Genomic DNA, 23452 nt, shown 5'->3' on the forward strand with positions numbered 1-23452 from the left:
GTCACCACCACCGGCGGTGACGTGATGCTGTGGTCATTCTGGAAATCAGCACGTCGGGGAGGCTTCGGCCAGTCCCCAACGTCTGTGACGGTGCCCCGTCGAGCGCCTCGGCGTGTCAGACGGCGATTTTGCCGCCGCCCTGCCTGGTGATGGCGACGACCGAAGGCCGCACTGGCATGTCCGGCTTGAAGTCCGGCCAGCGCGTCGATGGGTCCTCGTAGTAGGACGGGCGGCCGAAGCCTTCCCAGTCCTCGCCGCCGTCGCCCGGATGCTGGACGGCGACGAAGGCGGTCTGGTCGTTGGGCGCGAACAGCGGGCCGCACATTTCGGCGCCGATCGGCACGCGGAAGAACAGCTTCGAGGTCGCCCGCGCGGCGCCTTCGGTATCCACGGCCCAGAGGCCGTCGGTACGGCCGGTGGCCTTCGGGCCCTGGCCGTCGGTCGCGACCCAGAGCCGGCCGGCCGAATCGACCGCGCAATTGTCCGGCATGCCGAACCAACCATTGGCGGTGGTGGCGGTCGAGAAGGTGGCGCCGACATCGGCCACGGAAGGATCGCCGCATTTCAGCAGCACTTCCCATTTGCCCTTGGCGGCGGCGAAGTCGCCGCCGTCCTCGACGATCTCGATGATGTGGCCAAAGGCGTTTGCGGCGCGCGGGTTGGCGGCGTCGACCTGGTCGGCCTTGCGCTTCGAATTGTTGGTCAGCATGACATAGACCTTGCCGTTGCCGGCATTGGGCTGGATGTCTTCCGGCCGGTCCATCTTGGTGGCGCCGAGCAGGTCGGCGGCGCGGCGCGTCTCGATCAGCACGTCGGCCTGGCTGGCGAAGCCGTTCTCTCCCGTCAGCGGACCTTCACCGAACACGATCGGCATCCATTCGACGGTGCCGTCCTCGGCGAACTTGGCGACATGCAGCGTGCCGTCGTCGAGCAGGTTCATGTTGGCGGCACGGTCGTTTGCGTTGAACGCGCCCTTGGTGACGAACTTGTAGACATAGTCGAAGCGCTCGTCGTCGCCGAGATAGAAGACGACGCGGCCGTCCTTGGCGACGATCGATTCGGCGCCCTCATGCTTGAAGCGGCCCATGGCCGTGCGCTTCCGCGGCACCGAATTCGGGTCGTTGACGTCGACCTCGACGATCCAGCCGAAGCGATTGGCTTCGTTCGGCTCCTTGGCGAGATTGAAGCGGTCGTAATGCGCGCCCCATTCATAGGCGCCTTCCGGAATGCCGAGCCGCTTGTAGTTGGCCGCTTCCCTGTGACCCTCCGGCAGGTCGCCCGAGAAATAGCCGTGGATGTTTTCCTCGGCCATCACATAGGTGCCCCAGGGCGTGACGCCGCCGGCGCAATTGTTGAGGGTGCCGATGACCTTGGTGCCGGACGGATCGGCATTGGTCTTGACGCGGTCGTGGCCGGCGACGGGGCCGGAGAGCGCCATCTCGGTGTTGGAGGTGATGCGGCGGTTGAGCTTGCCGTCGCGCACGACCTGCCATTTGCCGCCCTCCTTGCGGATCTCGACAATGGTGCCGCCGTGGGCGGCCATCTCGACATCGACCTGCTCCTTGCTCAGCGGCGCGACCTCGGCGGTCTTCTTGCCGTCCTTGTCGACGATCTTGACGATGCCGGGAAACATCAGGTGCGGGTTGGTGTATTCGTGGTTGACGACCAGCAGTCCGTGCTCGGCCGAGCCGTCGATAGCGATGTAGCCGACATAGTCGTTGTTGTAGCCGAACTGTTTGGCCTGAGCATCGGCCGACTGCTTGGTCGGGTCGAAGTCCGGTGAATCGGCAAAGAGCGGATCGCCCCAGCGCAAGAGCACATCGGCATCGTAGCCCGGCGCGACATGGTGCTTGTCGTCGATGCCGGCCTCGAGCTCGTCGAACTTGAAGGCGGAAGCCTCACCGGCACGCGCTTCGTCGGCTGCGACCAGCGCGAGCGGGCTGACGGTGGCGGCAATGGCCGAAATGGCCAGGGATCCCTTGAGGAAGCCGCGGCGCGAGAACCGCGCGGCAATGATCTCGCCCATGGTGCGGTTGTCGGTGGGATTGACGGGCGGACCGTCATTGTCCTCGAGCTGGCTGGTGCGGAAGCGGGTTTCAGGGGAATCGGTCATGAGCTGTCCTCTGGCTGCTTGAGATGGCTGGGTCTGCGACCTTGGGACCCGTATAGCCGGAGGATCACACTTTCGTGACAGCGCAGGGGTTGCAGCGCTGCTTTGCCGGCTGATGCCCGGGAGCGGCTTGCCCGGCTCGCGCTCAGCTTGACGGTTTCGCGCGGTTGGGAAACAAGGACGCAGCAGGCACGGCGACGCCGGTTCGGAGGGACGAAGGTGAGTTTCTGGGGATTGGCGCAGCTCGGCGTCTCGACGGTGATCTTCCTGTTGGCGGCAACCGCCGCCAAGCAATGGGGACTGGCGCCGAGCCTCGGTAAGATCGTGCTGACGCTGGCGCTCTACTCGCTCGGCAACCTGATCATGCTGAGGCTGATCCGCGAGTTCGGCATGTCGGTGTCGTTCAGCCTGTCGGCGGTGATCCAGCTGGTCTCGGTCAATATCGTGGCGTTGCTGTTCTTCGGCGAGCGGCTCAATGTCTTTCAAGCGACCGGCGTCGTGCTGGCGATCGCCGCCGTGGCGCTGATCACGCTCGGGCCCTATATGCAGCGGCTCTGGGCCTGAGCGAATGAAATCCGCCGCAAGCGCGCTGCTCAACAAGATCGAGTTTCCGGTGCTTCTGGCCGGGCTGGTGATCGCCGGCGGGCTATGGGGATTGCTGGAGCTGATGGAGGTGGCGCGGGCAACGACGCCACATGGCTTCGACACTGATATCCTGCTCGCTTTCCGCCATGCCGGACAGCCGGACAGTCCGATCGGCCCGGCGTGGCTGGAAGGGGCGGTGCGCGACATCACCGCGCTCGGCAGCACCAGCGTGCTGGTGCTGATCACCGGCGCTGTCATCATCTATCTTCTGCTGATCCGCCGGCCGACGACGGCGCTCTTTGTGTTCGTGGCGGTGGCGGGCGGCCAAGTCGTTTCCAGCTTGCTCAAGTTCGAAGTTGACAGGCCGCGGCCCGACCTCGTCTCGCATCTGGTCGACGAGACTTCGCTGTCCTTCCCGAGCGGCCATGCCATGCTGTCGGCAATCACCTATCTCACGCTCGGCTCGCTGGCGGCGCGGTTCCTGCCGGACCGGACCACAAAGATCTTCGTCCTGTGCCTCGCCGTGCTGATCACGGTGCTGGTCGGCACCAGCCGGGTCTATCTCGGCGTGCATTGGCCGTCGGATGTGCTTGCCGGGTGGTGCGCGGGCTTCGCCTGGGCCATGCTGTGCTGGCTTGCCGCGCGCCTGCTGCAGCGGCGCAAGGTGGTGACCGACAGCGAGTAGCCCATGTTTTATCCATCGTTGATGATGCTTGAACCATCATGATATCTGTATTATCCATTGATACTGCAGACTCAGACAAGGGTTCTGGCCGATGATTACTGCCGCGCAGATGCGCGCCGCGAGGGCGTTGGCCGGTATCGACCAGAAAACGCTTGCCGAACGAGCCGGCGTTTCGCTTCCAACGATCCAACGCATGGAGGCGAGTGAAGGCGTCGTCAGAGGCGTGGTCGACACGCTGATGAAGGTCATCCAGGCGCTGGAAGAGGCCGGGGTGGAACTGATCGGCGAGAACCAGGCCAGCGAGCGCGGCGGCAGGGGCGTGCGCCTCAAGGCCACCGTGGCGCAGAACTCGCAGGGCTGAGTCGCGACCGCATCGGCCCGAAATCGGCTCGATTTCGGAAAGCACGATGCGGCGTCGCAGGTTTTCGCGACGGCGACCGCCGACACCAAAGCCGACGATCCCGCCGCCTCGGTCTTTGTTTTGTGCCTGTCGTTATCCCCAAAACGCTATGAACTTTTGGGCGACATGCACTGGAGCGGAAGGCAGTCCATGGATCAGGTCCGGCGGGCAATGCATCACCACGCGCGACCGACATTCGCCGAGCTTTTCACGCCGAAGCTGGTCACAGTGCTGCGTGAGGGCTACACGCTCGCGCATTTGCGGGCCGATACGGTCGCCGGACTGACAGTCGCCATCGTCGCGCTGCCGCTTTCGATGGCGATCGCGATCGCGTCCGGCGTGACGCCCGAGCGCGGGCTCTACACCTCGATCATCGGCGGCTTCATAATCTCGGCGCTCGGCGGCAGCCGCTTCCAGATCGGCGGCCCGGCCGGCGCCTTCATCGTGCTGGTGGCGGCGACCGTCGCCCGCGCCGGTGTCGACGGCCTGCTGCTCGCGACCATGATGGCCGGGGTCTTCCTGCTCGTCATCGGCTATCTGAGGCTCGGCACCTACATCAAGTTCATTCCCTATCCGGTGACCGTCGGCTTTACGGCCGGCATCGCCGTGATCATCTTCTCCGGCCAGATCGTCGAGCTGCTCGGCCTCAAGCTCGCCGGCAAGGAGCCCGGGCCGCTGGTGCCGAAGCTGATTGCGATCGGCGAGGCGGCCGGCACGATCAATCCGGCGGCGGCGTTCGTGGCGGTGCTCACCATCGCGGCGATCGCCCTTCTCAAGCGCTGGCGGCCGAAATGGCCGGCGATGCTGATCGCCATCGGGCTGGCCTCGCTGGTGGTGACCCTGTTTGCGCTGCCGGCGGAGACGATCGGCACGCGTTACGGCGGCATCCCGCGCAGCCTGCAGTGGCCTTCCCTTCCGCCGGTGACCCTGGCCAAGATGATCGACGTGCTGCCGGACGCCATCTCCTTCGCGCTGCTCGGCGCGATCGAATCGCTGCTGTCGGCGGTCGTCGCCGACGGCATGAGCGGGCGCCGGCACCGCTCCAACTGCGAACTGGTGGCGCAGGGCTTCGCCAACATCGTCTCCGCGCTGTTCGGCGGCATCTGCGCCACCGGCACCATCGCCCGCACCGCCACCAATGTGCGGGCGGGCGCGCACGGCCCGGTCTCGGGCATGCTGCATTCGCTGATCCTGCTCGTCCTGATGCTGGCGGCGGCGCCGTTGGCGAGCTACATCCCGCTTGCCGCGCTGGCCGGCGTGCTAGCCGTCGTGTGCTGGGACATGTTCGAGAAGCAAGCCTTCGCCACGCTGCTGCGAGCCTCGCGCGGCGACGCGCTGGTGTTGATGGCGACATTCCTCATCGTCATCTTCCGCGATCTCACCGAAGGCATCGTCGTCGGCTTCGTGCTGGGGTCGATCCTGTTCATCGACCGCATGGCCAAGTCGATCGCCGTCGAAGCCGACCAGACGCTGGTGCCGGAAGACGTCGCCGATCGGCCGAGCGCCTATGATTCCAGCGAGGCGGCCGATGCCGACACCGTCGTCTATCGCATCTCCGGCGCCTTCTTCTTCGGCGCCGCCTCGACCGTCGGCGCGGTGCTCGACCGCATCGCCGACCAACGGCGGAACTTCATCCTCGACTGCTCGGCGGTGCCGTTCTTCGATTCCACCGCCGCCAATGTCATCGAGGGCGCGGCGCACAAGGCCAAACGCGCGGGCGTTCGCTTCATCATCGCGGGTGCTGCGCCGCAGACCCGGCGCATGCTGATCAACCACGGTGTCAAGCGGCCGCTGGTGACCTATGCCGCCTCGATCCGCGATGCGCGGGCGCAGCTTAAAGGAACGTAGGGGCCGCTGCTTCCCTCAAACCGTCGCTTCGATGGGCTCGGCAAGTTTGGGGTTGGCGCGCGCGGCGATCAGGCAGCCGGCAACGATGAGGCATGCCCCGATCAGCGTGGTCCCGGCCACCTCCTCGCCGAAGAAGAACCAGCCAAGCGCGATCGCCCAGATGAAGGCCGAGTATTCCGTTGGGATCAGATATTGCGCCTCGGCGCGGGCGTAAGACCAACTCATCAGGAACTGGCCGGTGAGCGACAGCATCGTCACGCCGGCGAGCGGAAGCCAGAGGTCGCGCGGAAGCGCGACGGCAAGCCACGGCGCGGCGAGGCCAAGCATGATCGCGACGCAAAGATTCTGGAACAGCATGATCTCGACCGGCTTGGCCAACAGCGCCTGCTGCCGGGCGAGGATCAGGTTGTAGCCATAGAACACCGTCGACACGAGCACGGCCGCCGTACCGAGCAGGGCATCCTGCGAATAGCTCGCCTGCCCGAATTGGCCCGCCAATATGATGGCGACGCCGGCGATGCCGGCCAGCGACGCCCACACGGCCTGCCGCCGGATTCGCTCGCCCAGCAGCAGCGCGGCGAGGAAGAGGGCAAACAAGGGCGCGACGAAACTGAGCCCGACCGCCTCCGCGAGCGGCAGCCTGGCGAGCCCCCAGAAGAACGAGACGAGAACGACGCCGACAATCGCCGCGCGCAGCGCATGCAGTCCCAGCACTCGAAGGGTCGGTCTCGAGCGCGTCCCTGCCGACCAGGCCGCGCCCGCGACAAGGGCTGCGACCGTGCTGCGCCACAGCAGCGTATTGTACACGCCGACCGCTATGACCAGGGACTTCATCGCCGCATCCATCCCGGACAGCAGGAAGATGGCGAGCGCGCATACCAGCACGGGGATCATCGGGGAAACGGCGCCGGTCGGGCTGGGTGTCTTCACGGCTTCGCTCATGTGACGGATCACAGCCGGATATCGGGGAGCGAAAGGCAAAGCCAGATGGCAGACCCGTCGATATGGCGGTCCAATGCCGATCGGCGTCGTTCCCGTCACGATGGCCGTCAGTCGATCTTCAGCGCCGCGATCTCGCCTTCGTTCATCAACGGGACATAGATGGTCGAGTTGCCGTTGCTGCCGATGTCGGCGCTGCCGGGCTTGAAAGTCGCGACCACCTCCGGTGTGCCGCCGGCCTTGTAGCGGTAAAGTGTGCCGGTCATGTAGGCGGTGGCATAGATGCTGTCGCCGATGGCGATGACACCGTCGAGGTCGGCGAATTCTTGAGCCCCCGGCAAAGGCGTCACCGTCCTGCTGGCAAGGTCGACCGACAGCAGGCCGCCCGGTCGCGCGGTGCTGAAATCGGGCTTGATGCCCTTGCCCCAGGACGCGACGACGAGCCTTGCGCCGTCGGCGAAGATGCCGTTGGGAGAAGCCAGCAGCGCGTCCTTGACGAACAACTCCGGCTTGTCGCCGCCGATGCGGTAGATCGCGTCGGCCAGCATGTCCGTGACATAGACCTTGCCGGAGGCGTCCGATGTCATGTCGTTGAGGAAAACGGCGTTCGGCACCTCGATGCTCGCGACCAGCCTGCCGCTGGCCAGGTCGACGACACGGACCTTGGTGATGTCGGCGACATAAAGCCTGCCGCCGGCGATCGCCATGCCCTTGGGCGCGTCCATGCCGTCTGCCCAATGGCGGGTGACGACCTTGCCGTCCGGGGACAGCAGCGACAGGTAGCCGTTGCCGTCGGCCTCGCCGGGGTTGCCGGCGATGTTGGAGACGACGATGCGGTTGCTGGCGGCATCGAACAGGGCCGATTCCGGCTGCTCGAATCCGCCGGCGCGCCAGATTTCGCCGGCCTCGGCGGCGGTGACCGTTGCTGCGCCGAGAAAGGCGAGAATGGTCGAAGCGATCAGGGTCTTCATGGTGCTCTCCTGTTGTGACGGCGGAGAGCTAGGTTTTCCGATACTTTTCTGGAAGTACCGTTGCCGCTAGTATCGAAGATCGATACGAAATCGCAGAAACGAGGTGCATTCCATGAACGCTCCGATCTTCGAGGCGCTCAAGCGGACGCTGAAGGCGAAGGGCCTGACCTATCGCATGCTGGCCGAACGCATGGGCGTTTCCGAGCCGACGGTGAAGCGCATCTTCCACGAGCGCAACTGCAAGCTCGACCGTCTGATGGAGATCTGCGCCGCCGCTGAGGTGGAGCTGGAGAACGTGCTCGGCTCGATGAACCGGGGGCCGGGGCCGGCCAACCACGTCGCGCCGGAGATCGAGCGCAGACTGGCGGCGCGGCCGGCGCTGCTCTTCGTCTTCATCATGTTATCGGAGAAATTCACCCCCGAAGGCATCATGCGCTCGCAGGGTCTGAGCGAGGCCTCGATGTTCCTCTATCTGCGCGATCTGGAGGAGCTCGGGCTGGTGGCGCTCGGGCGCGGCCTGTCGGCGAGGCTGCTGGTCGAAACGCCCATCCAGTGGGATTTCGAGGGGCCGCTGAAACCGCATTTCGAGACGACCAACAAGAACTTCATCGGCTGGGCGATCGGCCATCTGGACAGGCAAGCGACGTTCGTCAGCTTCTCGCGCAGGATGCGGCCCGAGACGGCAGAGATGTTGCGGCGCGAGGCGGAGGAACTGGCCGAGCGCGCCAGGCTGCTTGCCCATCACGACCAGCACACGACTCCCGAGGATCAGCTCATCGGCTACAAATGGACCTTTGCTTTCGGCGCGACCCCGTTTCCGGCGATCATGCCGATCGGGCCGCACCCGAGAGATGCCAGCGCCCGGCGCACTGCCGGGAAGCCCAGCGTGCCGGCCTAGAGCAGTTCATCGCAATTCCGGACGGAAAACCGTTTCACACTTTTCCCGGAATTGCTCCAGCTATTCCGCGGCCTTGGCCTCGGCAATCTTGTCCTCCCAGGTTACGGCCCGGTAATCGAAGCCGTACTCCAGCGTCGGCTTGACGATGCGGAAGAAGGGCGACAGGTCGAAATCGCGCGGCGTGTAGAGCGAATGGTGGCGAATGTGCAGGATTTCGCGGCGCATGTAGCTCGACTGTGCCGAGGCACGTCCGGGCGCGCGGGTGATCTCGGGCAGGACCGGATAGCGTATCTGGCCATAGGCCTCGGCGATCAGCGTCGAGCAGATGGCGCGTGTCGGGTCGCCGGAGCCGAAGGCCAGCATGCGGCGGCGCCAGCGCACCGGCACCGGCGGCATCGGCATGAAATAGCGCAGCATGTCGAAGATGTTCTTGAGGTCGTACCGGAGACCCAGCTTGCCGATCATGAAGGCGACGACCTTGTCGCGATCCTCCGGGGTGAGCCCGCTCGCGCGGCAGATGCGCGTGTTGTAGGTGCGGTAGCGCGACAGCGGCACGGCGACGCAACCCTCGCCGAGCGTCACCTCGATCAGGCGCGGGCGTTCCGACCCGTCGTCCGGTTCGGCCAGGACGTCACCGACATAGAAGGCGGCATGCGACCAGGTCGACTGGGTCAGATACTTGATGACCGCCGAGATCTTCTGGTTGCCCTCGATGAGCAGGATGTCGCCGGGCTGCAGTGTGCGGCGCAAGGTTTCGGCATCGGACGGCGTATAGGGCTCGTAACCCGAGGACTCGTCCTGCAGGCGGCCGGCAAGCCAGCGGCCAATTCGATCGAGAAGGGTGTCGGCTGGCGCACTCATGCCAGACAGCGATTACCACAAGCCGGCTTTCGAGACCACAATCAGGCCGTGGCCGCGCTCGTTTCCGCCGGAGGCGCCGTGAGATCGCCCCGCGCCTTGCGCGCCAGCTTCCTGGCCGAACGCCTGGGGCTGTCATCGAACAATTCCGCGGCCTCGGCAAGGCAGGCCCTGGTCAGGCTCTTCTGCGAGCGTTTCAGGAGCTTGCGCAGAAGCCTGGTCTCGCCGGGCGGCCCGAGCGGCTCGCCATCGGCCTCGAGCAACGCGCGCATGACGAAGACATCGTGCAATTCGCCGAGCAGCTCGCCGAGCTTGTCGACCGCTTTGCGGCGGGCCTTGATCGGCGTCGGCCACAGGCGACCGAGCAGCGACAGATGCATGGAGTGCGTCTTGGCCGCCGTGCGCAATTCGTGAAAGTCGTCGGCCCCGCCGCGCGAGCCGGCCTTGTCCAGGGCCTTCCTGGCTCGCCGCAAGGTGGCGCGCGCGCCCTCGGCCAATATGTCCGCCGCCCGCTCCGGCTGATCGGGAAGCGACAGGCCGTCGGTCCGCTCGAGCCCTTCCTGACAGGCGGCTATCGCCGCGTTTATGGCGGCGTCAAGGCCGGGCCCGGCATGAAGCTCGTGCTGGCGCAACACCAGCCGCTCGCGCACGGAATCAAGACCGCCACCAGCGCTCTGTTTCGGAAAGGCGTCCGACAGGCGATCGAGGGTCTCGATCAGAGCGGTCGCCTCGCGCGGGCCGGCAAGCAGCGCCGAGACCTGCCTGTAGCACTCGTTTTCGGTCTGCCAGAAGGATTCGTCTCCGGAACGAACCAGGCGCAGCAAGGCGCGGATGCTCTTCAGCCGCTTGCGGCACTTGTGCAGCCCCTGCTCCGGCATGTCGCGCGCCTTTTCGAGATGGCCGAGCGCCTTGCCGATCTCTGCGGCCAATATGCGCCGGACCTCGCCGGTCAGCGGAAGGCGCGGATCAATGCGAAAGCTCATGCGGCGATCTCCGGAATTCCCCCGAGGGCGAGCGACGCGTTGTAGAACCTTTGTTCGCCGGTGACCTCGCGACCGAGCCAGTCCGGCAGCATTTCGCCCGGTACGTCCTCCGGCGTTTCCAGTTCCGCGACCACCAGACCGGCGAGAACTCCCCCGAAGACATCGACTTCATAAAGATAGCCGCGGTGCCTAACATGGTGGCGTGTCTTGTCGATGACACGTCCGACGGCGAAGGCCATCATCTCCTCGGCATCGGCCAGCGGGATCGGATATTCGAACTCGTCGCGCTCGCGCGCGCTGCTGCCGAACTTCAACGTCAGCCGGGCGGAGTTGTCATCGCTGATGCGCACCCGCACGGTGCGCCCCGGCGCCGCCGCAAGATAGAACTGGCGGATGCGAATATGCGCCTCGGCCCGATCGCGCCAGGCGGAACTGGCGACCAGGAACTTGCGTTCGACTTCCTTGACCATGGCCGCGCACTAAAGCGCGCGTGAGCCGACATGGCAAGCCGAAGCTGTAGACGACTTGACTTTAATCAATCGATTGATTAAACAGCGCCATGGGCAAGAAAACGAAGCCTGGAACGACGTTGCGCGAAGCATCTCCCGCCGATCAAACGCGGGCGGCGCTCGTGCATGCCGCCCTCAAGCTGTTCGGGCGGCAGGGCTTCGACGGCACCTCGACGCGCGAGATCGCCGCCGAGGCCAAGGCCAATATCGGCTCCATCGCCTACCATTTCGGCGGCAAGGAAGGCCTGCGCGCCGCCGCCGCCGACTACATCGTCGAAACCATCCAGGGGATTGCCGGCCAGGCGCTCGGCGCTGCCCGGGCGGCGGCCCCCGCCAGCCCCGAAGCCGCGCGGGCTCAGCTCTTTTTCGCGCTGGAGCGGATGGTCGGCTTTGTCGTGGCAAGTCCCGAGGCCGGCGAGATCGTACAATTCGTACTGCGCGAGCTTTCCCACCCGACGGCGGCGCTCGACCGCATCTACGCCGGCGTGTTCGAGCCGACGCACCGGCGGCTGTGCCAGATCTGGGAGCAGGCGACCGGCGAGCCGGCCGAGAGCGAGGCCACCAAGCTCACCGTGTTCACGATGATCGGCCAGGTCATCTATTTCCGCATCGGCCGCGAGGCGGTGCTGCGCCGGATGGGGTGGCGCGAGATCGGCAACGCCGAAGCCGCCAAGGTGGTGTCGGTCGCAACGAACAATCTCAAGGCCATGCTGGCGGCACGCGATCCAGCCGTCGCCAAGGAGCGCAAATCATGAGCTTCCTCTGTTCGCTACCGCTCGCGGCCCAGCTGTTCGGCGCCTGCGCCCCGGCGGCGCCGCTCGCCGTCGGCTATGTCGAGGGCGAGTATGTGCTGATGGCGCCGATCGAGGTGGCACAAGTGACCACGGTCAACGTCAAGCGCGGAGACCGGGTGACGACAGGCACGCCGGTGGCGACGCTGGAAAATGCCGATGCCGAGATTGCCGTGGCGCAGGCCCAAGCCGCGCTCGCCCAGGCGCAGGCGCAGCTTGCCGACCTCAAGGTGGGCAAGCGCCCGGAAGAGATCGCGGTGCTCAAGGCGCAAGTGGATATGGCGAAAGCGCAGGCGGCGGACGCCAAACGCAAATATGAGCGCGCCAGCGACCTCTACAAACGCGGTACCGGCACGCAGGCCGACTATGACACCGCCTCCGCCTCGCTGGAGACCGCCAATGCGCAGGTCGGCCAAGCCGAGGCCAATCTCGCGGTCGGCGGCCTGCCGGCTCGATTGGAGACGATCAAGGCCGCGGAGAACCAGGTCAAGCAGGCGCAATCGGAACTGGGGCAGGCGCGATGGCGATTGTCCAAGCGTGTGCTGGCGGCGCCATCGGCCGGCCGCATCGACGACGTGATCCGCAATCCCGGCGACACAGCCGGTCCGACCGCCCCGGTGATTTCGATGCTGCCGGACGGCGCGGTGAAGCTCAGCGTCTATGTGCCGGAGACCGCGTTCTCGTCGGTGAAGGTCGGCTCGCTGCTCAGGGTGCGCTGCGACGGCTGCGGGCCCGACCTCAAGGCGCGCGTCAGCTATGTGTCGCCCGATCCGGAGTTCACGCCGCCGGTCATCTACTCGCTCGAGAACCGGCAGAAGCTCGTCTATCTCGTCGAAGCGCGGCCGGAAGGCGATGCCGGGCCGCTGCAGCCCGGCCAGATCGTCGACGTCGATCTGGCGGATCTCAAGAAATGAACGTCATCGACGTCCGCGGGCTGGTCAAGCGCTTCGGCAGCAAGACCGTCGTCGACCATGTGACGATGACGGTCGCCGAGGGCGAGATCGTCGGCTTTCTCGGGCCGAACGGTTCGGGCAAGACGACGACGATCCGCATCATGTGCGGCCTGCTGACGCCGGATGAGGGCGAGGGCGAGGTGCTGGGATACGACATCCGCGCCGAGTCGCTGAAGATCAAGCGCGAAGTCGGCTACATGACGCAGAAATTCTCGTTCTACGAGGATCTGACCATCGGCGAGAACCTCGAATTCGTGGCGCGGCTCTACCAGCTGAAGCCGGTCGAGGAGCATGTGTCCAGGACGCTGGAGGAGCTCGGGCTGGCGACACGCCGCAACCAGCTGGCCGGGACGTTGTCGGGCGGCTGGAAGCAGCGGCTGGCGCTCGCCGCCTGCATCATGCACCAGCCCAAGCTGCTGCTGCTCGACGAGCCGACGGCCGGCGTCGACCCGAAGGCGCGGCGCGAGTTCTGGGACGAGATCCACCGGCTGGCGAGCGGCGGGCTGACCGTGCTGGTCTCCACCCACTACATGGACGAAGCCGAGCGCTGCCACCGCATCAGCTACATCTCCTATGGCAAGATGCTTGCCACCGGCACGGTGGAGGAGGTGGTCGAGAATGCCGGGCTCACCACCTTCGTCGTGCAGGGGCCGCGGCTCGACCGGGTAGCCGAAGCGCTGCAGGGCCGTCCGGGCGTCGACCAGGTGGCGCCGTTCGGCGCGACGCTGCATGTCGTCGGCTCCGACAAGGCCGCCCTCGAACAGGCCCTTGCCGATGTCGAGAAGCAGCACAAGGGCGTGACGGTGACTCCGGGCGAAACCAGCCTGGAGGACGTGTTCATCCAGTTCATGTCCGGCTCGAAGGACAACATGGCATGAAAGATGGCTTAAGAGCGGTCTTCTCCTTCGCCAGACTCGGCGCGCTGCTGATCAAGGAGTTCATCCAGATGCGGCGCGACCGCGTCACCTTCGCCATGATGCTCGGCGTGCCGCTGATGCAGCTGGTGCTGTTCGGGTTTGCCATCAACAACGACCCGAAGAGCCTGCCGACGGCGTTGGTGGCGATGAGCAACGACAAGTACACGCGCGCCATGGTCTCCGCCCTGCAGATGACCGGCTACTACCGCTTCGACCGTGTGGCCGAGAGCGCGGCCGAGGCCGAGGCGCTGATGGCCAAGGGCGCCGTCTCCTTCGTCGTCACGATCCCGGCCGACTTCTCGCGCCGCGTCGAGCGTGGCGACAGCCCGCAGATCCTGATCGAGGCCGACGCGACCGACCCTTCCGCCGCGAGCGGCGCGATTTCGACGCTGAGCACAGTGGCGGGCCAAGCCCTGCTGCGCGCCCAGGGCATGCAGGCGACGGTGTCGGAGAATGCCAGGCAGCAGCTGCAGGTGGTGGTGCACCAGCGCTACAATCCGGAAGGCATCTCGCAATACAACATCGTGCCCGGCCTGCTCGGCGTCATCCTGCAGATGACCATGGTGATGATGACGGCGATGGCGCTGACGCGCGAGACCGAGCGCGGCACGATGGAGAACCTGCTTGCCATGCCGTCCAGCCCGGCCGAGATCATGCTCGGCAAGGTGCTGCCCTTCCTCGCCGTCGGTGCCGTGCAGGTGGCGGTGGTGCTGGTGGCGGCGAAGCTTCTGTTCAGCATACCGTTCGTCGGCAGCCTGACGCTGCTGCTCTCGTCGGTGCTTATCTTCGTGCTGGCGCTGGTGCTGCTGGGCTACACCATCTCGACCATGGCCCGCTCGCAGATGCAGGCGATGCAGCTCACCTTCTTCTTCTTCCTGCCGTCGCTGCTGCTCTCGGGCTTCATGTTCCCCTATCGCGGCATGCCCGGCTGGGCGCAGATCCTGGGCGAAGTCTTCCCGCTGACGCATTTCCTGCGCATCACGCGGGCCGTCATGCTCAAGGGCGCCGACGTCCCGGCGGTCGCGGCGGAAATCGGCTGGCTGTTGCTGTTCGTGGCGGTGTTCGCCGGCACCGCGCTGCTGCGCTTCCGGCGGACGCTCGATTGATCGTTTCTGGGTGCAGACGTTTTAATGCCGGCTGGACAGCGCCCCCCTCTGTCCTGCCGGTCATCTCCCCACTTGGGGGGAGATTGGCTGTTTCTGCGCCTCACTCATTCTGCAACGTTCGAGGTTGGCGAAGGGCGGCGTGAAGTCTGATCTCCCCCGAAGTGGGGAGATGGCCGGCAGGCCAGAGGGGGGCGCGAAGGATCGCTGCGGAACCTGGATCGCGGCACTCTTCGGCTACACCTAACCCGCAGCCATAATCTCCGCATACACACTGAGATCGACATTGCCGCCCGAGAGCACCACGGCGACGCATTTGCCGGCGAGGTCGATCTTGCCCGACGAAAGCGCCGCCAAGCCGACTGAGCCGCCGGGCTCGACCACCAGCTTGAGATGGGTCATGGCGTCGCGCATGGCCTGCCTGACGGCGTCTTCGGAGACGGCGATGCCGCCGGCGAGATAGCTGCGATTGATCTCGAAGGTGAGCGCGCCTGGTTCGGCGACCAGCAGCGCATCGCAGATCGAGACGTGGCCTGGCTCGTTCGACACCCTTTCCCCCTTGGCAAGCGAACGTGTCGTGTCGTCGAAGTGCTCGGGCTCCGCCGCCCAGACAGACGTGCCGGGCAAAACATCCTTGACGGCGATCGAGATGCCGCTCGACAGACCGCCGCCGCCGCAAGGGATAACGACCGCGTCGAGCTTGGCTCCAAGCGCGCTTGCCTGCGCCACGAGTTCAAGGCCGATCGTGCCCTGGCCGGCGATGATGGCCGGATCGTCATAGGGCGGGACGAGCACCATGCCACGCTCGACATAGGGGCGAACCACCGTCGCGCGGTCCTCGCGGTAGCGGTCGAACGGCACCACCTCGGCGCCCATCTTGCGCACATTGGCGATCTTGATCGCCGGGGCGTCGGCCGGCATGGCGATGACCGCCTTGACGCCGAACATCGCGGCGGAAGCGGCCACCCCTTGCGCGTGATTGCCGGAGGAGAAGGCGACGACGCCGCGGCCGCGCTCTTCCTCGCTCAGCGAGGACAACTTGTTATAGGCGCCGCGGAACTTGAAGGAGCCGGTGCGCTGCAGCGTCTCCGGCTTGAACAGGATGCGGCCGCCATAGCGGTTGTTGATCTCCGGCGATTCGATCAGCGGCGTTTCGACGATCAGGCCGGAAAGCCGTGCGGCAGCGGCGCGGATGTCGGAAATACCGGGCAGGGTGGTCATGAGTGTGGCCTCGCGGAAAATGACGCTTCGATGGTGCACGGAAACCGTGGCGGCGCGCCAACGAAATAATGTAACGGTTACAATGTTTGGCTGAATACAATCAAACGTTGGCGCCGCCCCTCATCTGGCTGCCGCCATCTTCTCCCCGTGAACGGGGAGAAGATCCTGTCATCGCTGCGTTCGCCAATGACCGGCGTTGCAGCTAGGGCGCGGTGGTTGCGGCCAGCCCTTTCTCCCGTTCACGGGGCGCCAGGGACAAATGAGGGGCGGCGCCAACGATGGCGACCAGCGACGGCGACGGCCCTCCGCTTCGGCTTCGTCCGCTGCGACGGACCCCTCCTCACCCCAGCAACGCCCGGGTCCTTTTCTTGCCGCCGGCCTTGCGCCAGCTGTTGAAGCGGTGGGTGGCGGCGGCAAAGGAGATCTTCATCTGCTGGGAGACCGAATAGCGCGACTTGCCTTCGTCGAACATGCGGTAGCAGCACTCGACACCTTCGTCGGTCAGCTTGCCCTCCGGCGTCTTGTTGTGCGGATTGGCCGGATCGAATCTTTCGACCTGTTGTTCTACCAGCCCCTTGAGGCGCTGCAGATCGGCCTCGATGCCGGCGATGAGATCGAGAATGGGTTTGGGATCGAATGCGTGCGGCGGCTGCTTTGGCGTCATCCTAGCTTCCTTTGCGGCTGATGCCGGCTATATAGGTGAACATTCGGCAATAAGGAAGGGCGTGGCGGACGCCGGGGTCGATAAATCCCTGGATCAACGAATTCTGCCTGCGCCGCAGCACCCGCGATTGACCCTCGCCATCCAAGCCCCTAGTTTAGAACAATTCTAAACTAAGGTGATTTCCTCATGCTTTCCCGCGTTTTCGGCTTTGGCCGCCGTTCCTTCGATTCACTGTCGGAGCAGGAGATCCTGGCGCTGGCGATCTCTTCCGAAGAGGACGACGGGCGCATCTACCGGGCCTATGCCGACGGACTGACGGCAGACTTTCCGCAATCGGCCAAGGTCTTCGAGGCGATGGCCGAGGAAGAGGACGGCCACCGCGACTCCCTGATCGAGCTGCACCGCAGGCGTTTCGGCGAGCGCATTCCGCTGATCCGGCGCGAGCATGTCAGGGGCTATTACGAGCGCAAGCCGGACTGGCTGGTGCGGCCGCTCGGCATCGATCATGTGCGCCAGCAGGCCGAAGACATGGAGCGGCAGGCCTACCGCTTCTATGTCGAGGCCGCCAAGCGCACCACGGATGCCTCGACGCGCAAGCTGCTCAACGATCTGGCGGCGGCCGAGCTCGGCCACGAGAATTCCGCCCATGAACTGGAGGAGACGCACGTCCCGGGCGCGGTGAGAGAAGAGGAGGCGACGGCCGAACAGCGCCAGTTCATCCTGACCTATGTGCAGCCGGGGCTGGCCGGACTGATGGACGGATCGGTGTCGACGCTGGCGCCGATCTTCGCTGCCGCCTTCGCCACCCATCAAACGTTTCAGACCTTCCTGGTCGGCCTGGCCGCCTCGATCGGCGCCGGCATCTCGATGGGCTTTACCGAGGTGGCCTCCGACGACGGCAAGCTGTCGGGCCGCGGCTCGCCGGTGAAGCGCGGCCTAACGGTCGGCATCATGACGACGCTGGGCGGGCTTGGGCACGCGCTGCCTTACCTCATCCCCTATTTCTGGACGGCGACGATCGTTGCCGCGATCGTCGTGTTCTTCGAACTCTGGGCGATCGCCTTCATCCAGAACCGCTACATGCAGACGCCGTTCTGGCGCGCCGCCTTCCAAGTGGTGCTGGGCGGCGCGCTGGTGTTCGGCGCGGGCGTGCTGATCGGGAATGCGTAAGGGCCGACTCTCCTTCTCCCCTTGCGAGAGAAGGGAGTGCCGCGTTTCACCCATTCACCGCGCGACTATCCTTCGGCGCCTCGGCCCTTTCAGTGAGCCCGTAATCACGCACCACATGGGCGATGCGCAGACGATAGCCGGCAAACAAACCCCCACGGCCGGCCTTCTGCGCCTGCCGGTGCTCCTCGGTGTTGCGCCAGGCCTGGACCGCTTCCTCGTCGCGCCAGAAGGACAGCGACAGGACGCGTTTGGGGTCGGCAAGGCTCTGGAAGCGCTCGATCGAGATGAAGCCGTCGATGCCGTCGAGCAAAGGCCTGAGGTCGGCGGCGATGCCGAGATAGGCATCGCGCTTTCCTTCGGCTGGCTCCACCTCGAAGATGACTGCGATCATGCCTCTATCCCTTCCCTGACGGTGACGTCGGTGCGAAAGACCTGCCTCGGCCCATGCGGCCCGGACACCAGCTTGAGAAAGATGCGGTCTTCCTTGAGGATGAACTTCTCACGCTGGGCGAAGGCGTAGTTTGCCTTGCCGGCCGGGTCCGCGGCAAGCCGAGCGCGATAGGCTTCGTAGGCCGCTAGGTTCTCGATATTATAGGCGGCGTAGGCGGTAGTCGCCGAACCCTCATGCGGCGCGAAATAGCCGATGAGGTCGGCGCCGCAGCGCGGGATGGCCTGGCCCCAGGCACGCGCATACTGCTCGAAGGCCGGCTTGCCGAACGGGTCGATCTGGTAGCGGATGAAGCAGGTGATGGTCATTTTGGTCTCCTCGCAGGTTGGGTTGGCGACAGTTCGACCACCGTCGAAACATCGCATGCATTGGTGTGCTAGCTTTGCTGTGAGGAGTGTTCGCTGCTTTCGCGTCCGCTCCTTGAACTGAAACGAGAATAATGCTTTTCTGACAGGGACGCTTCGACAGGGATCGAACTATGCGCGAGGGACCCGATATTGCCCGCATCGCCAGCCTGATCGGTGATCCGGCCCGCGCCAACATGCTCAATGCGCTGATGGGCGGCACGGCGCTGACCGCGTCCGAGCTGGCGCTGGAGGCCGGTGTGTCGCTGCCCACCGCTTCCTCGCACCTGTCGAAGCTGATGGATGGCGGACTGCTGACGTTGGCGAGCCACGGCCGGCACCGCTACTACGGGCTCGCCAGTGCGCAGGTGGCGGGCATGATCGAGGCGATCATCGGCGTCGCGGAGGCTGTCGGTCCGAAGCGGGTGCGGCCCGGGCCGCGGGATGCGGCGATGCGCGTGGCGCGGGTGTGCTACGATCACCTTGCCGGCGAGCAGGCGGTGGCAATGCTCGACCGCCTGGTCGACCGGAAGATCCTGCTGCGCGAGGACGACCAGATCAGGCTTTCGCCGTCCGGGGCCTCGCATTTCGCCGCGCTCGGCATCGAGATCGATGCCAAGGCGCGGCGGCCGGTGTGCCGCGCCTGCCTCGACTGGAGCGTGCGGCGGTCGCATCTTGCCGGCACGCTCGGCGCCGCCATCCTGGACAAGATCATTGCGGTGAAATGGGCAAGGCGCGAGGAGGGCAGCCGCGCCGTGGTGTTCTCGCCGAAAGGCAAGCAGGCTTTCGAGCGCGTATTTCTGCGCTGATTTCGCTGCCGAAACGAAAAATTGATTTTGCGCAATTCGGGACGTAAACCGCCGCGCACTTTTCCTGGAATTGCCCTAGCCCCGTTTCAGCGGCTTGCCCAGCTTGAAGAACTCTTTCCACGGATCGGCCTTGTTCAGCTGCTTCAGCGTCGTCGCGTCGCCGATCGGAAACGCGTTCGGCGGCAGGCCGGCCTCGATCTCCGGCCAAGTCACCGGCATCGACACCGTCGCGCCCTTCTTGGCTCGTGAAGAGTAGGGCGCGACCGTGGTGGAGCCGCGGCCGTTGCGCAGATAGTCGACGAATATCCTTCCGGTGCGCGCCTTCTTCGACAGCGTTGCGGTATAGCGGTCGGGCGAAGCCTGCTCCAGCGCGCGGGCGAAATGATGCGCGAAATCCTTCACTTCATCCCAGTCGGCCGACGGCTTCAGCGGCACAACGACGTGAAAACCCTTGCCGCCGGAGGTTTTGACCAGGTTGAGCAGCGACAGCTCGTCGAGCTTCGCGCGGATGTCGAGCGCCGCATCACGCACAGCCTGAACGCCGATGCCTTCGTCCGGGTCGAGGTCGAAGACGATCTGGTCCGGGCGGTCCAATTCGTCGACGGTGCAGCCCCAGATGTGGACCTCGACGACGCCGTACTGGACCAGCGCGGCGATGCCGTCGAAATCCTTGATGAACAGGATCTCCTCGCCGTCGGTCGGATCCTTGGTCCTGGCGATCTTATCGCTCATGCCGGGCGAAGCATGCTTCTGGAAGAAGCGCTGGCCATGGATACCGTCCGGCGCCCGCACCAGGCTCAGCGGCCGGTTGACGACGAACTGCTCCATGCGCGGCCAAACCAGCGCGTAGTGGTCGAGCAGGCCCTGCTTGGTGACCTTCTCGTCGGGCCACAGGAACTTGTCGGGATGCGAGAGCTTGACCGAGGTCCTGGCGGTCCCGGCCGCGGGCTTCGACGCAGCCTTGGCGCCGCTCGCCTTCCCTTCCGCCTTGCCGGGGGCTTGCTTCGGCTTTTCCTGCACGACTTCCTCCGCCGGCTTGTCCTCGCGCAGCCCCTGGAAGGCAGCGTGGCGGATTATACGGTCGGATGTCCAGCTGCGGAACTCCACCTCCCCGACGAGCTTGGGTTCGACCCAGGTGAGGCCCTTGCCCTTGGGCACGGCGGCCGCGAATGGCGAGGTCTTGGCCTTGAGGCCGTCGAGCTGCTTCTTCAGGTCCGCCGCGACCTTGCCGGAAAAGCCGGTGCCGACGCGGCCGGCATAATGCAGCTTGCCGCCTTCATAGTAGCCGACCAGCAATGAGCGCAGGCCGCGCCCGGTCTTGTCCGAAGGCAGGTAGCCGCCGATGACGAACTCCTGGCGCAGCGTGCATTTCGACTTGATCCAGGTGAGACCGCGGCCGCTGCGATAGGGCGCATCGGCGCGCTTGGAAACAACGCCTTCGAGGCCCATGCGGCAGACATGCTGCAGCATGACCTTGCCGGGCTCGTTGAAATGGTCGCTGAAGCGCAACGCCGAGTCCTCGGCTTGCTTGCCAAGCAGGTCGGCCAGGGCCTGCTTGCGCTCGACCAGCGGCTCGCCGCGCAGATCCTCGCCGTCCAGCCGCATCAGGTCGAAGACGTAGTAGACGAAGCGATCGGTGCGGCCGGCCGAGAGATCGGCCTGCAGCAGGGCAAAGGACGACACGCCGCTGTCGGCCAGGACGACGATTTCGCCGTCTATGACGGCATCGCGGCATTTCAAGCCGGCCAGCCCGGCCACCGCCGGACCTTCGAACTTCTTCGTCCAGTCGAGACCGGTGCGCGTCAGCAGCCTGACCTCGCTGCCGGCGATCTGCGCCTGCATGCGATAGCCGTCGAACTTGACCTCATGCACCCATTCCTCGCCCGACGGCGCGGTCTTTTCCAGCGTGGCGAGCTGCGGCTCGATGAATTCCAGGCGGGCAGCCTTGGCCTTGGCCGTGGCCGGCCTGTTGGAGTGCCAGACCTTCGGCTTGGCGCCCCTCGCGGTCTTGCCTTCGCCGACCTCCTCGACAGTGAGGCCGGACTTCACCGATTGCGGCGCCTCGGCGAGAATGTCCTCGCCGGGCCGGGCGGCGGCATCGTTGGACTTGATCAGCAGCCAGTTGTCGCGCTTCTCGCGCGGGCGCGGCTTCAGCCTGACCAGATGCCAGCGGCCATTGAGCTTGTGGCCTTCGAGTTCGAAGTCGATATGGCCCTTCTTCATGGCCTTGGCCGGATCGCCATCCGGGATCCATTTGCCTTCGTCCCAGACGATGACCGAGCCGCCGCCATACTCGCCCTTCGGAATGGTGCCCTCGAACGAGGCATAATCGAGCGGGTGGTCCTCGACATGCACGGCCAGCCGCCGCTCATGCGGATCGAGGCTTGGACCGCGCGTCACCGCCCAGCTCCACAGCACACCGTCATATTCCAGCCGAAAATCGTAGTGGAGCCGCGTCGCGGCGTGCTTCTGGACGACGAAAATGCCGCCCGTTTCCCCTTTCTTGCGGCGATCGACCTTGCCGGCCGGCTCGGCGGTTTTCCGAAAATTGCGCTTTGCGTGGTATTGCTCGAGGCTGGCCATGAGGCTGTGCTCCTATGCGGATTTGCGCTTGGAGGCCGACGCCTTCCTGCCCCGCCTCGCCGGCGCTGCGGCCTTCGAGGATTTCCCGGTCTTCGTGCTTGAGCCGCCTTCGGAGGAAAGGCTCTTCTTCAGCGCATCGAACAGGTTGACGACGTTGGAAGGCTTGGGTTCAGCCTTGGCCTTCGGCGCCTTCTTGCCGGCCTTCTTGGCGCGAACCAGCTCGAGCAGCGCCTCCTCGTACCTGTCCCTGAACCCGGCGGGGTCGAACTTGCCCTTCTGCTTGTCGATGATGTGCTCGGCGAGGTCGATCATCTCGCCTTCGGGCTTGCTGGCCTTGATGTCGTCGAAGACGCTGCCGGGCTCCCGCACCGTGTCGCCGTAGCGCAGCGTGGTCAGCACCATGCCCTTGCCGCGCGGCTCGATCACGGCGGGCCGCTCCCGCTGATAGAGCACGATGCGGGCGAGGCCGGCCATCTTCTTCTCGGCCAGCGCATCGCGGATCACCGCAAAGGCTTCCTCCGATACCTTGTCGGCCGGCGTGACGTAGTAGGGCGTGTCGAGATAGATCTGTTCGATCGAGGACTTGTCGACGAAGCCATCGAGATTGAGCGTGTGCGAGGACTCGATCTGCACCGCCTCGATGTCTTCCTCCTCGATGTGGATGAACTCGTCCTTGCCGACCTCGTAGCCCCTGACTTCGTCGCCTTCCTCCAGCGGCTTGCCGCTTTGCTGGTCGACATAGATGCGCCGGACACGGTTGCCGGTCTTGCGGTTGAGGACGTGAAAGGAAACCTTCTCGGCGTGGCTGACGACATTGGTCAGTTCGATGGCGCAGGTGACCAGGGAAAGCTTGAGATAACCGCTCCAGGCGGGGCGCGGCGCCATGGGGAACTCCTTGCATGATGATGCGAGTCGAACCGGAACGGTCAAGCACCGCTTCGGTTCCGGCGCGCGAAGGCCGGCGCGGCGCGCCGGCCTTGCATTCGGTCGGCAAGCCTATTCGGCAGCCTGCAGGTTGACCTTGCTTTCGGCGATCTCGGTGAGCTTGCGGTCGGTCGCCTGCTCTTCCTTGAGATTCTTGGCCAGCACATTGGCGCAGTCGCTGCGGCCGAGCTGCTTGGCCCAGGCGATCAGCGTGCCGTAGCGCGTCATCTCATAGTGCTCGACGGCCTGCGCCGAAGCGATCAGCGCGGCGTCGAGGACTTCCTTGTCGTCGACATCGCCGCTCACCTCGTCGGCCTCCTCGAGAATGCCGTCGATGGCCGGACAATTCACCGTCTTGGCCTTGACGCCGTGCAGCTCGAACACCTGCTCGACCCGCTCGATATGACCCTTGGTCTGTTCGAGATGCTTTTCGAAGCCGGCCTTCAACTGCGGATCGGTCGTCTTGTCGATCATCTTCGGCAGCGATTTCTCGATCTGCTTCTCGGCATAATAGATGTCGCGCAGCGTATGCACGAAAAGATCATCCAGCGTCTTGATGTCTTTCGAAAAGAAACCCATGGCGGTTGCCTTCCATGTCTCGTGTTGTCGGGAAGTTGCGCCGGCCCGGCCGGCGCCAACGCGACCGGCTCTCGACCGGCCTTGTCTGGTCAACGTAACCGTCTCGGGCAAGTTCCTGAGGCATGCAGGTCGAGCAAGGAAATTCCGACGTGCGCTTGCG

At 65.3% G+C, this 23452-nt stretch carries 24 protein-coding genes; 11 read left to right on the forward strand and 13 right to left on the reverse strand.

Annotated features, from left to right (window positions below; translation table 11 throughout):
* Window positions 1-115 precede the first annotated feature (115 nt).
* Entirely contained in the window at window positions 116-2113 is a 1998-nt protein-coding gene (locus tag EJ074_RS15865) for a PhoX family phosphatase (protein ID WP_095805246.1), read from the reverse strand.
* Between the two features lie 216 nt (window positions 2114-2329).
* On the opposite strand from EJ074_RS15865, the gene EJ074_RS15870 reads away from it, so the two are divergent.
* The 4 genes from EJ074_RS15870 (at window position 2330) to EJ074_RS15885 (ending at window position 5628) form a co-directional block, all read left to right on the forward strand.
* Window positions 2330-2674 carry a hypothetical protein gene (locus EJ074_RS15870; protein ID WP_095805453.1) on the forward strand — a complete coding sequence of 115 codons (345 nt, stop codon included), beginning with the start codon at window positions 2330-2332 and terminating at the stop codon, window positions 2672-2674.
* Between the two features lie 4 nt (window positions 2675-2678).
* Window positions 2679-3380: a phosphatase PAP2 family protein gene (locus EJ074_RS15875; protein ID WP_095805247.1), complete on the forward strand. Its 702-nt coding sequence runs from the start codon at window positions 2679-2681 to the stop codon at window positions 3378-3380.
* Between the two features lie 91 nt (window positions 3381-3471).
* Window positions 3472-3741, forward strand: coding sequence for a helix-turn-helix domain-containing protein (locus tag EJ074_RS15880; protein WP_095805248.1), 270 nt, complete (start codon window positions 3472-3474; stop codon window positions 3739-3741).
* A 189-nt stretch (window positions 3742-3930) separates the two neighbouring features.
* Window positions 3931-5628: a SulP family inorganic anion transporter gene (locus tag EJ074_RS15885; RefSeq protein ID WP_129553572.1), complete on the forward strand. Its 1698-nt coding sequence runs from the start codon at window positions 3931-3933 to the stop codon at window positions 5626-5628.
* Window positions 5629-5643: 15 nt separating this feature from the next.
* Here EJ074_RS15885 and EJ074_RS15890 read toward each other — a convergent pair whose 3' ends face one another.
* The gene (locus EJ074_RS15890) at window positions 5644-6570 is read right to left on the reverse strand and encodes a DMT family transporter (RefSeq protein ID WP_095805250.1); all 927 of its coding nucleotides are present in this window, start codon (window positions 6568-6570) and stop codon (window positions 5644-5646) included.
* 107 nt (window positions 6571-6677) lie between these two features.
* Window positions 6678-7538 (reverse strand): ATP/GTP-binding protein, encoded by an 861-nt coding sequence (locus tag EJ074_RS15895; RefSeq protein WP_095805251.1) that lies wholly within the window; start codon window positions 7536-7538, stop codon window positions 6678-6680.
* A gap of 112 nt (window positions 7539-7650) precedes the next feature.
* Between EJ074_RS15895 and EJ074_RS15900 the strand changes: the two genes are divergently transcribed.
* Window positions 7651-8436 carry a helix-turn-helix transcriptional regulator gene (locus tag EJ074_RS15900; RefSeq protein ID WP_095805252.1) on the forward strand — a complete coding sequence of 262 codons (786 nt, stop codon included), beginning with the start codon at window positions 7651-7653 and terminating at the stop codon, window positions 8434-8436.
* Window positions 8437-8496: 60 nt separating this feature from the next.
* Here EJ074_RS15900 and EJ074_RS15905 read toward each other — a convergent pair whose 3' ends face one another.
* From EJ074_RS15905 to EJ074_RS15915, 3 genes are read right to left on the reverse strand one after another with little or no spacing between them, the layout of a single operon-like run.
* Window positions 8497-9297 (reverse strand): lipo-like protein, encoded by an 801-nt coding sequence (locus tag EJ074_RS15905; RefSeq protein WP_095805253.1) that lies wholly within the window; start codon window positions 9295-9297, stop codon window positions 8497-8499.
* Between the two features lie 41 nt (window positions 9298-9338).
* Window positions 9339-10277 (reverse strand): CHAD domain-containing protein, encoded by a 939-nt coding sequence (locus EJ074_RS15910; RefSeq protein WP_095805254.1) that lies wholly within the window; start codon window positions 10275-10277, stop codon window positions 9339-9341.
* Window positions 10274-10747, reverse strand: a complete 474-nt coding sequence (locus EJ074_RS15915; protein ID WP_095805255.1) for a CYTH domain-containing protein — start codon at window positions 10745-10747, stop codon at window positions 10274-10276. The genes EJ074_RS15910 and EJ074_RS15915 overlap by 4 nt, the downstream gene beginning before the upstream one ends.
* A gap of 89 nt (window positions 10748-10836) precedes the next feature.
* Between EJ074_RS15915 and EJ074_RS15920 the strand changes: the two genes are divergently transcribed.
* From EJ074_RS15920 to EJ074_RS15935, 4 genes are read left to right on the forward strand one after another with little or no spacing between them, the layout of a single operon-like run.
* Entirely contained in the window at window positions 10837-11541 is a 705-nt protein-coding gene (locus EJ074_RS15920) for a DUF1956 domain-containing protein (RefSeq protein ID WP_095805256.1), read from the forward strand.
* Window positions 11538-12491, forward strand: a complete 954-nt coding sequence (locus tag EJ074_RS15925; RefSeq protein ID WP_095805257.1) for an HlyD family efflux transporter periplasmic adaptor subunit — start codon at window positions 11538-11540, stop codon at window positions 12489-12491. Before EJ074_RS15920 ends, EJ074_RS15925 begins: the two co-directional genes overlap by 4 nt.
* Window positions 12488-13408, forward strand: a complete 921-nt coding sequence (locus EJ074_RS15930) for an ABC transporter ATP-binding protein (RefSeq protein ID WP_095805258.1) — start codon at window positions 12488-12490, stop codon at window positions 13406-13408. Before EJ074_RS15925 ends, EJ074_RS15930 begins: the two co-directional genes overlap by 4 nt.
* The gene (locus EJ074_RS15935) at window positions 13405-14553 is read left to right on the forward strand and encodes an ABC transporter permease (RefSeq protein WP_129553573.1); all 1149 of its coding nucleotides are present in this window, start codon (window positions 13405-13407) and stop codon (window positions 14551-14553) included. Before EJ074_RS15930 ends, EJ074_RS15935 begins: the two co-directional genes overlap by 4 nt.
* Before the next feature lie 240 nt (window positions 14554-14793).
* Here EJ074_RS15935 and EJ074_RS15940 read toward each other — a convergent pair whose 3' ends face one another.
* On the reverse strand, window positions 14794-15771 hold the full coding sequence (locus EJ074_RS15940) for a threonine/serine dehydratase (RefSeq protein WP_095805260.1): 978 nt from the start codon (window positions 15769-15771) through the stop codon (window positions 14794-14796).
* Window positions 15772-16111: 340 nt separating this feature from the next.
* Window positions 16112-16435, reverse strand: coding sequence for a hypothetical protein (locus tag EJ074_RS15945; protein ID WP_095805261.1), 324 nt, complete (start codon window positions 16433-16435; stop codon window positions 16112-16114).
* A 186-nt stretch (window positions 16436-16621) separates the two neighbouring features.
* Here EJ074_RS15945 and mbfA point away from each other — a divergent pair, with 186 nt between their 5' ends.
* Window positions 16622-17605 carry an iron exporter MbfA gene (mbfA, locus tag EJ074_RS15950; RefSeq protein ID WP_095805262.1) on the forward strand — a complete coding sequence of 328 codons (984 nt, stop codon included), beginning with the start codon at window positions 16622-16624 and terminating at the stop codon, window positions 17603-17605.
* A gap of 46 nt (window positions 17606-17651) precedes the next feature.
* Here mbfA and EJ074_RS15955 read toward each other — a convergent pair whose 3' ends face one another.
* Together EJ074_RS15955 and EJ074_RS15960 are read right to left on the reverse strand one after the other, a co-directional pair.
* Complete coding sequence (locus tag EJ074_RS15955; protein WP_095805263.1) at window positions 17652-17996, reverse strand: antibiotic biosynthesis monooxygenase; 345 nt, start codon at window positions 17994-17996, stop codon at window positions 17652-17654.
* Entirely contained in the window at window positions 17993-18361 is a 369-nt protein-coding gene (locus tag EJ074_RS15960; protein ID WP_095805264.1) for an NIPSNAP family protein, read from the reverse strand. The genes EJ074_RS15955 and EJ074_RS15960 overlap by 4 nt, the downstream gene beginning before the upstream one ends.
* 170 nt (window positions 18362-18531) lie before the next feature.
* Here EJ074_RS15960 and EJ074_RS15965 point away from each other — a divergent pair, with 170 nt between their 5' ends.
* Window positions 18532-19206, forward strand: a complete 675-nt coding sequence (locus EJ074_RS15965) for a winged helix-turn-helix domain-containing protein (RefSeq protein WP_095805265.1) — start codon at window positions 18532-18534, stop codon at window positions 19204-19206.
* Between the two features lie 75 nt (window positions 19207-19281).
* Here EJ074_RS15965 and ligD read toward each other — a convergent pair whose 3' ends face one another.
* From ligD to EJ074_RS15980, 3 genes are all read right to left on the reverse strand, one after another.
* Complete coding sequence (ligD, locus tag EJ074_RS15970; protein WP_129553574.1) at window positions 19282-21789, reverse strand: DNA ligase D; 2508 nt, start codon at window positions 21787-21789, stop codon at window positions 19282-19284.
* A 12-nt stretch (window positions 21790-21801) separates the two neighbouring features.
* On the reverse strand, window positions 21802-22674 hold the full coding sequence (locus EJ074_RS15975) for a Ku protein (RefSeq protein WP_095805267.1): 873 nt from the start codon (window positions 22672-22674) through the stop codon (window positions 21802-21804).
* A 111-nt stretch (window positions 22675-22785) separates the two neighbouring features.
* Complete coding sequence (locus EJ074_RS15980; RefSeq protein WP_095805268.1) at window positions 22786-23292, reverse strand: ferritin-like domain-containing protein; 507 nt, start codon at window positions 23290-23292, stop codon at window positions 22786-22788.
* Window positions 23293-23452: the final 160 nt, after the last annotated feature.

It is taken from the genome of Mesorhizobium sp. M3A.F.Ca.ET.080.04.2.1 (assembly GCF_003952525.1).
Lineage (GTDB): Bacteria > Pseudomonadota > Alphaproteobacteria > Rhizobiales > Rhizobiaceae > Mesorhizobium.

Coding starts and splice junctions, on each gene's coding strand:
- EJ074_RS15865 (WP_095805246.1), bottom strand. CDS start 2,113: ATGACCGATTCCCCTGAAACCCGCTTCCGCACCAGCCAGCTCGAGGAC.
- EJ074_RS15875 (WP_095805247.1), top strand. CDS start 2,679: ATGAAATCCGCCGCAAGCGCGCTGCTCAACAAGATCGAGTTTCCGGTG.
- EJ074_RS15880 (WP_095805248.1), top strand. CDS start 3,472: ATGATTACTGCCGCGCAGATGCGCGCCGCGAGGGCGTTGGCCGGTATC.
- EJ074_RS15885 (WP_129553572.1), top strand. CDS start 3,931: ATGGATCAGGTCCGGCGGGCAATGCATCACCACGCGCGACCGACATTC.
- EJ074_RS15890 (WP_095805250.1), bottom strand. CDS start 6,570: ATGAGCGAAGCCGTGAAGACACCCAGCCCGACCGGCGCCGTTTCCCCG.
- EJ074_RS15895 (WP_095805251.1), bottom strand. CDS start 7,538: ATGAAGACCCTGATCGCTTCGACCATTCTCGCCTTTCTCGGCGCAGCA.
- EJ074_RS15900 (WP_095805252.1), top strand. CDS start 7,651: ATGAACGCTCCGATCTTCGAGGCGCTCAAGCGGACGCTGAAGGCGAAG.
- EJ074_RS15905 (WP_095805253.1), bottom strand. CDS start 9,297: ATGAGTGCGCCAGCCGACACCCTTCTCGATCGAATTGGCCGCTGGCTT.
- EJ074_RS15910 (WP_095805254.1), bottom strand. CDS start 10,277: ATGAGCTTTCGCATTGATCCGCGCCTTCCGCTGACCGGCGAGGTCCGG.
- EJ074_RS15915 (WP_095805255.1), bottom strand. CDS start 10,747: ATGGTCAAGGAAGTCGAACGCAAGTTCCTGGTCGCCAGTTCCGCCTGG.
- EJ074_RS15920 (WP_095805256.1), top strand. CDS start 10,837: ATGGGCAAGAAAACGAAGCCTGGAACGACGTTGCGCGAAGCATCTCCC.
- EJ074_RS15925 (WP_095805257.1), top strand. CDS start 11,538: ATGAGCTTCCTCTGTTCGCTACCGCTCGCGGCCCAGCTGTTCGGCGCC.
- EJ074_RS15930 (WP_095805258.1), top strand. CDS start 12,488: ATGAACGTCATCGACGTCCGCGGGCTGGTCAAGCGCTTCGGCAGCAAG.
- EJ074_RS15935 (WP_129553573.1), top strand. CDS start 13,405: ATGAAAGATGGCTTAAGAGCGGTCTTCTCCTTCGCCAGACTCGGCGCG.
- EJ074_RS15940 (WP_095805260.1), bottom strand. CDS start 15,771: ATGACCACCCTGCCCGGTATTTCCGACATCCGCGCCGCTGCCGCACGG.
- EJ074_RS15945 (WP_095805261.1), bottom strand. CDS start 16,435: ATGACGCCAAAGCAGCCGCCGCACGCATTCGATCCCAAACCCATTCTC.
- mbfA (WP_095805262.1), top strand. CDS start 16,622: ATGCTTTCCCGCGTTTTCGGCTTTGGCCGCCGTTCCTTCGATTCACTG.
- EJ074_RS15955 (WP_095805263.1), bottom strand. CDS start 17,996: ATGATCGCAGTCATCTTCGAGGTGGAGCCAGCCGAAGGAAAGCGCGAT.
- EJ074_RS15960 (WP_095805264.1), bottom strand. CDS start 18,361: ATGACCATCACCTGCTTCATCCGCTACCAGATCGACCCGTTCGGCAAG.
- EJ074_RS15965 (WP_095805265.1), top strand. CDS start 18,532: ATGCGCGAGGGACCCGATATTGCCCGCATCGCCAGCCTGATCGGTGAT.
- ligD (WP_129553574.1), bottom strand. CDS start 21,789: ATGGCCAGCCTCGAGCAATACCACGCAAAGCGCAATTTTCGGAAAACC.
- EJ074_RS15975 (WP_095805267.1), bottom strand. CDS start 22,674: ATGGCGCCGCGCCCCGCCTGGAGCGGTTATCTCAAGCTTTCCCTGGTC.
- EJ074_RS15980 (WP_095805268.1), bottom strand. CDS start 23,292: ATGGGTTTCTTTTCGAAAGACATCAAGACGCTGGATGATCTTTTCGTG.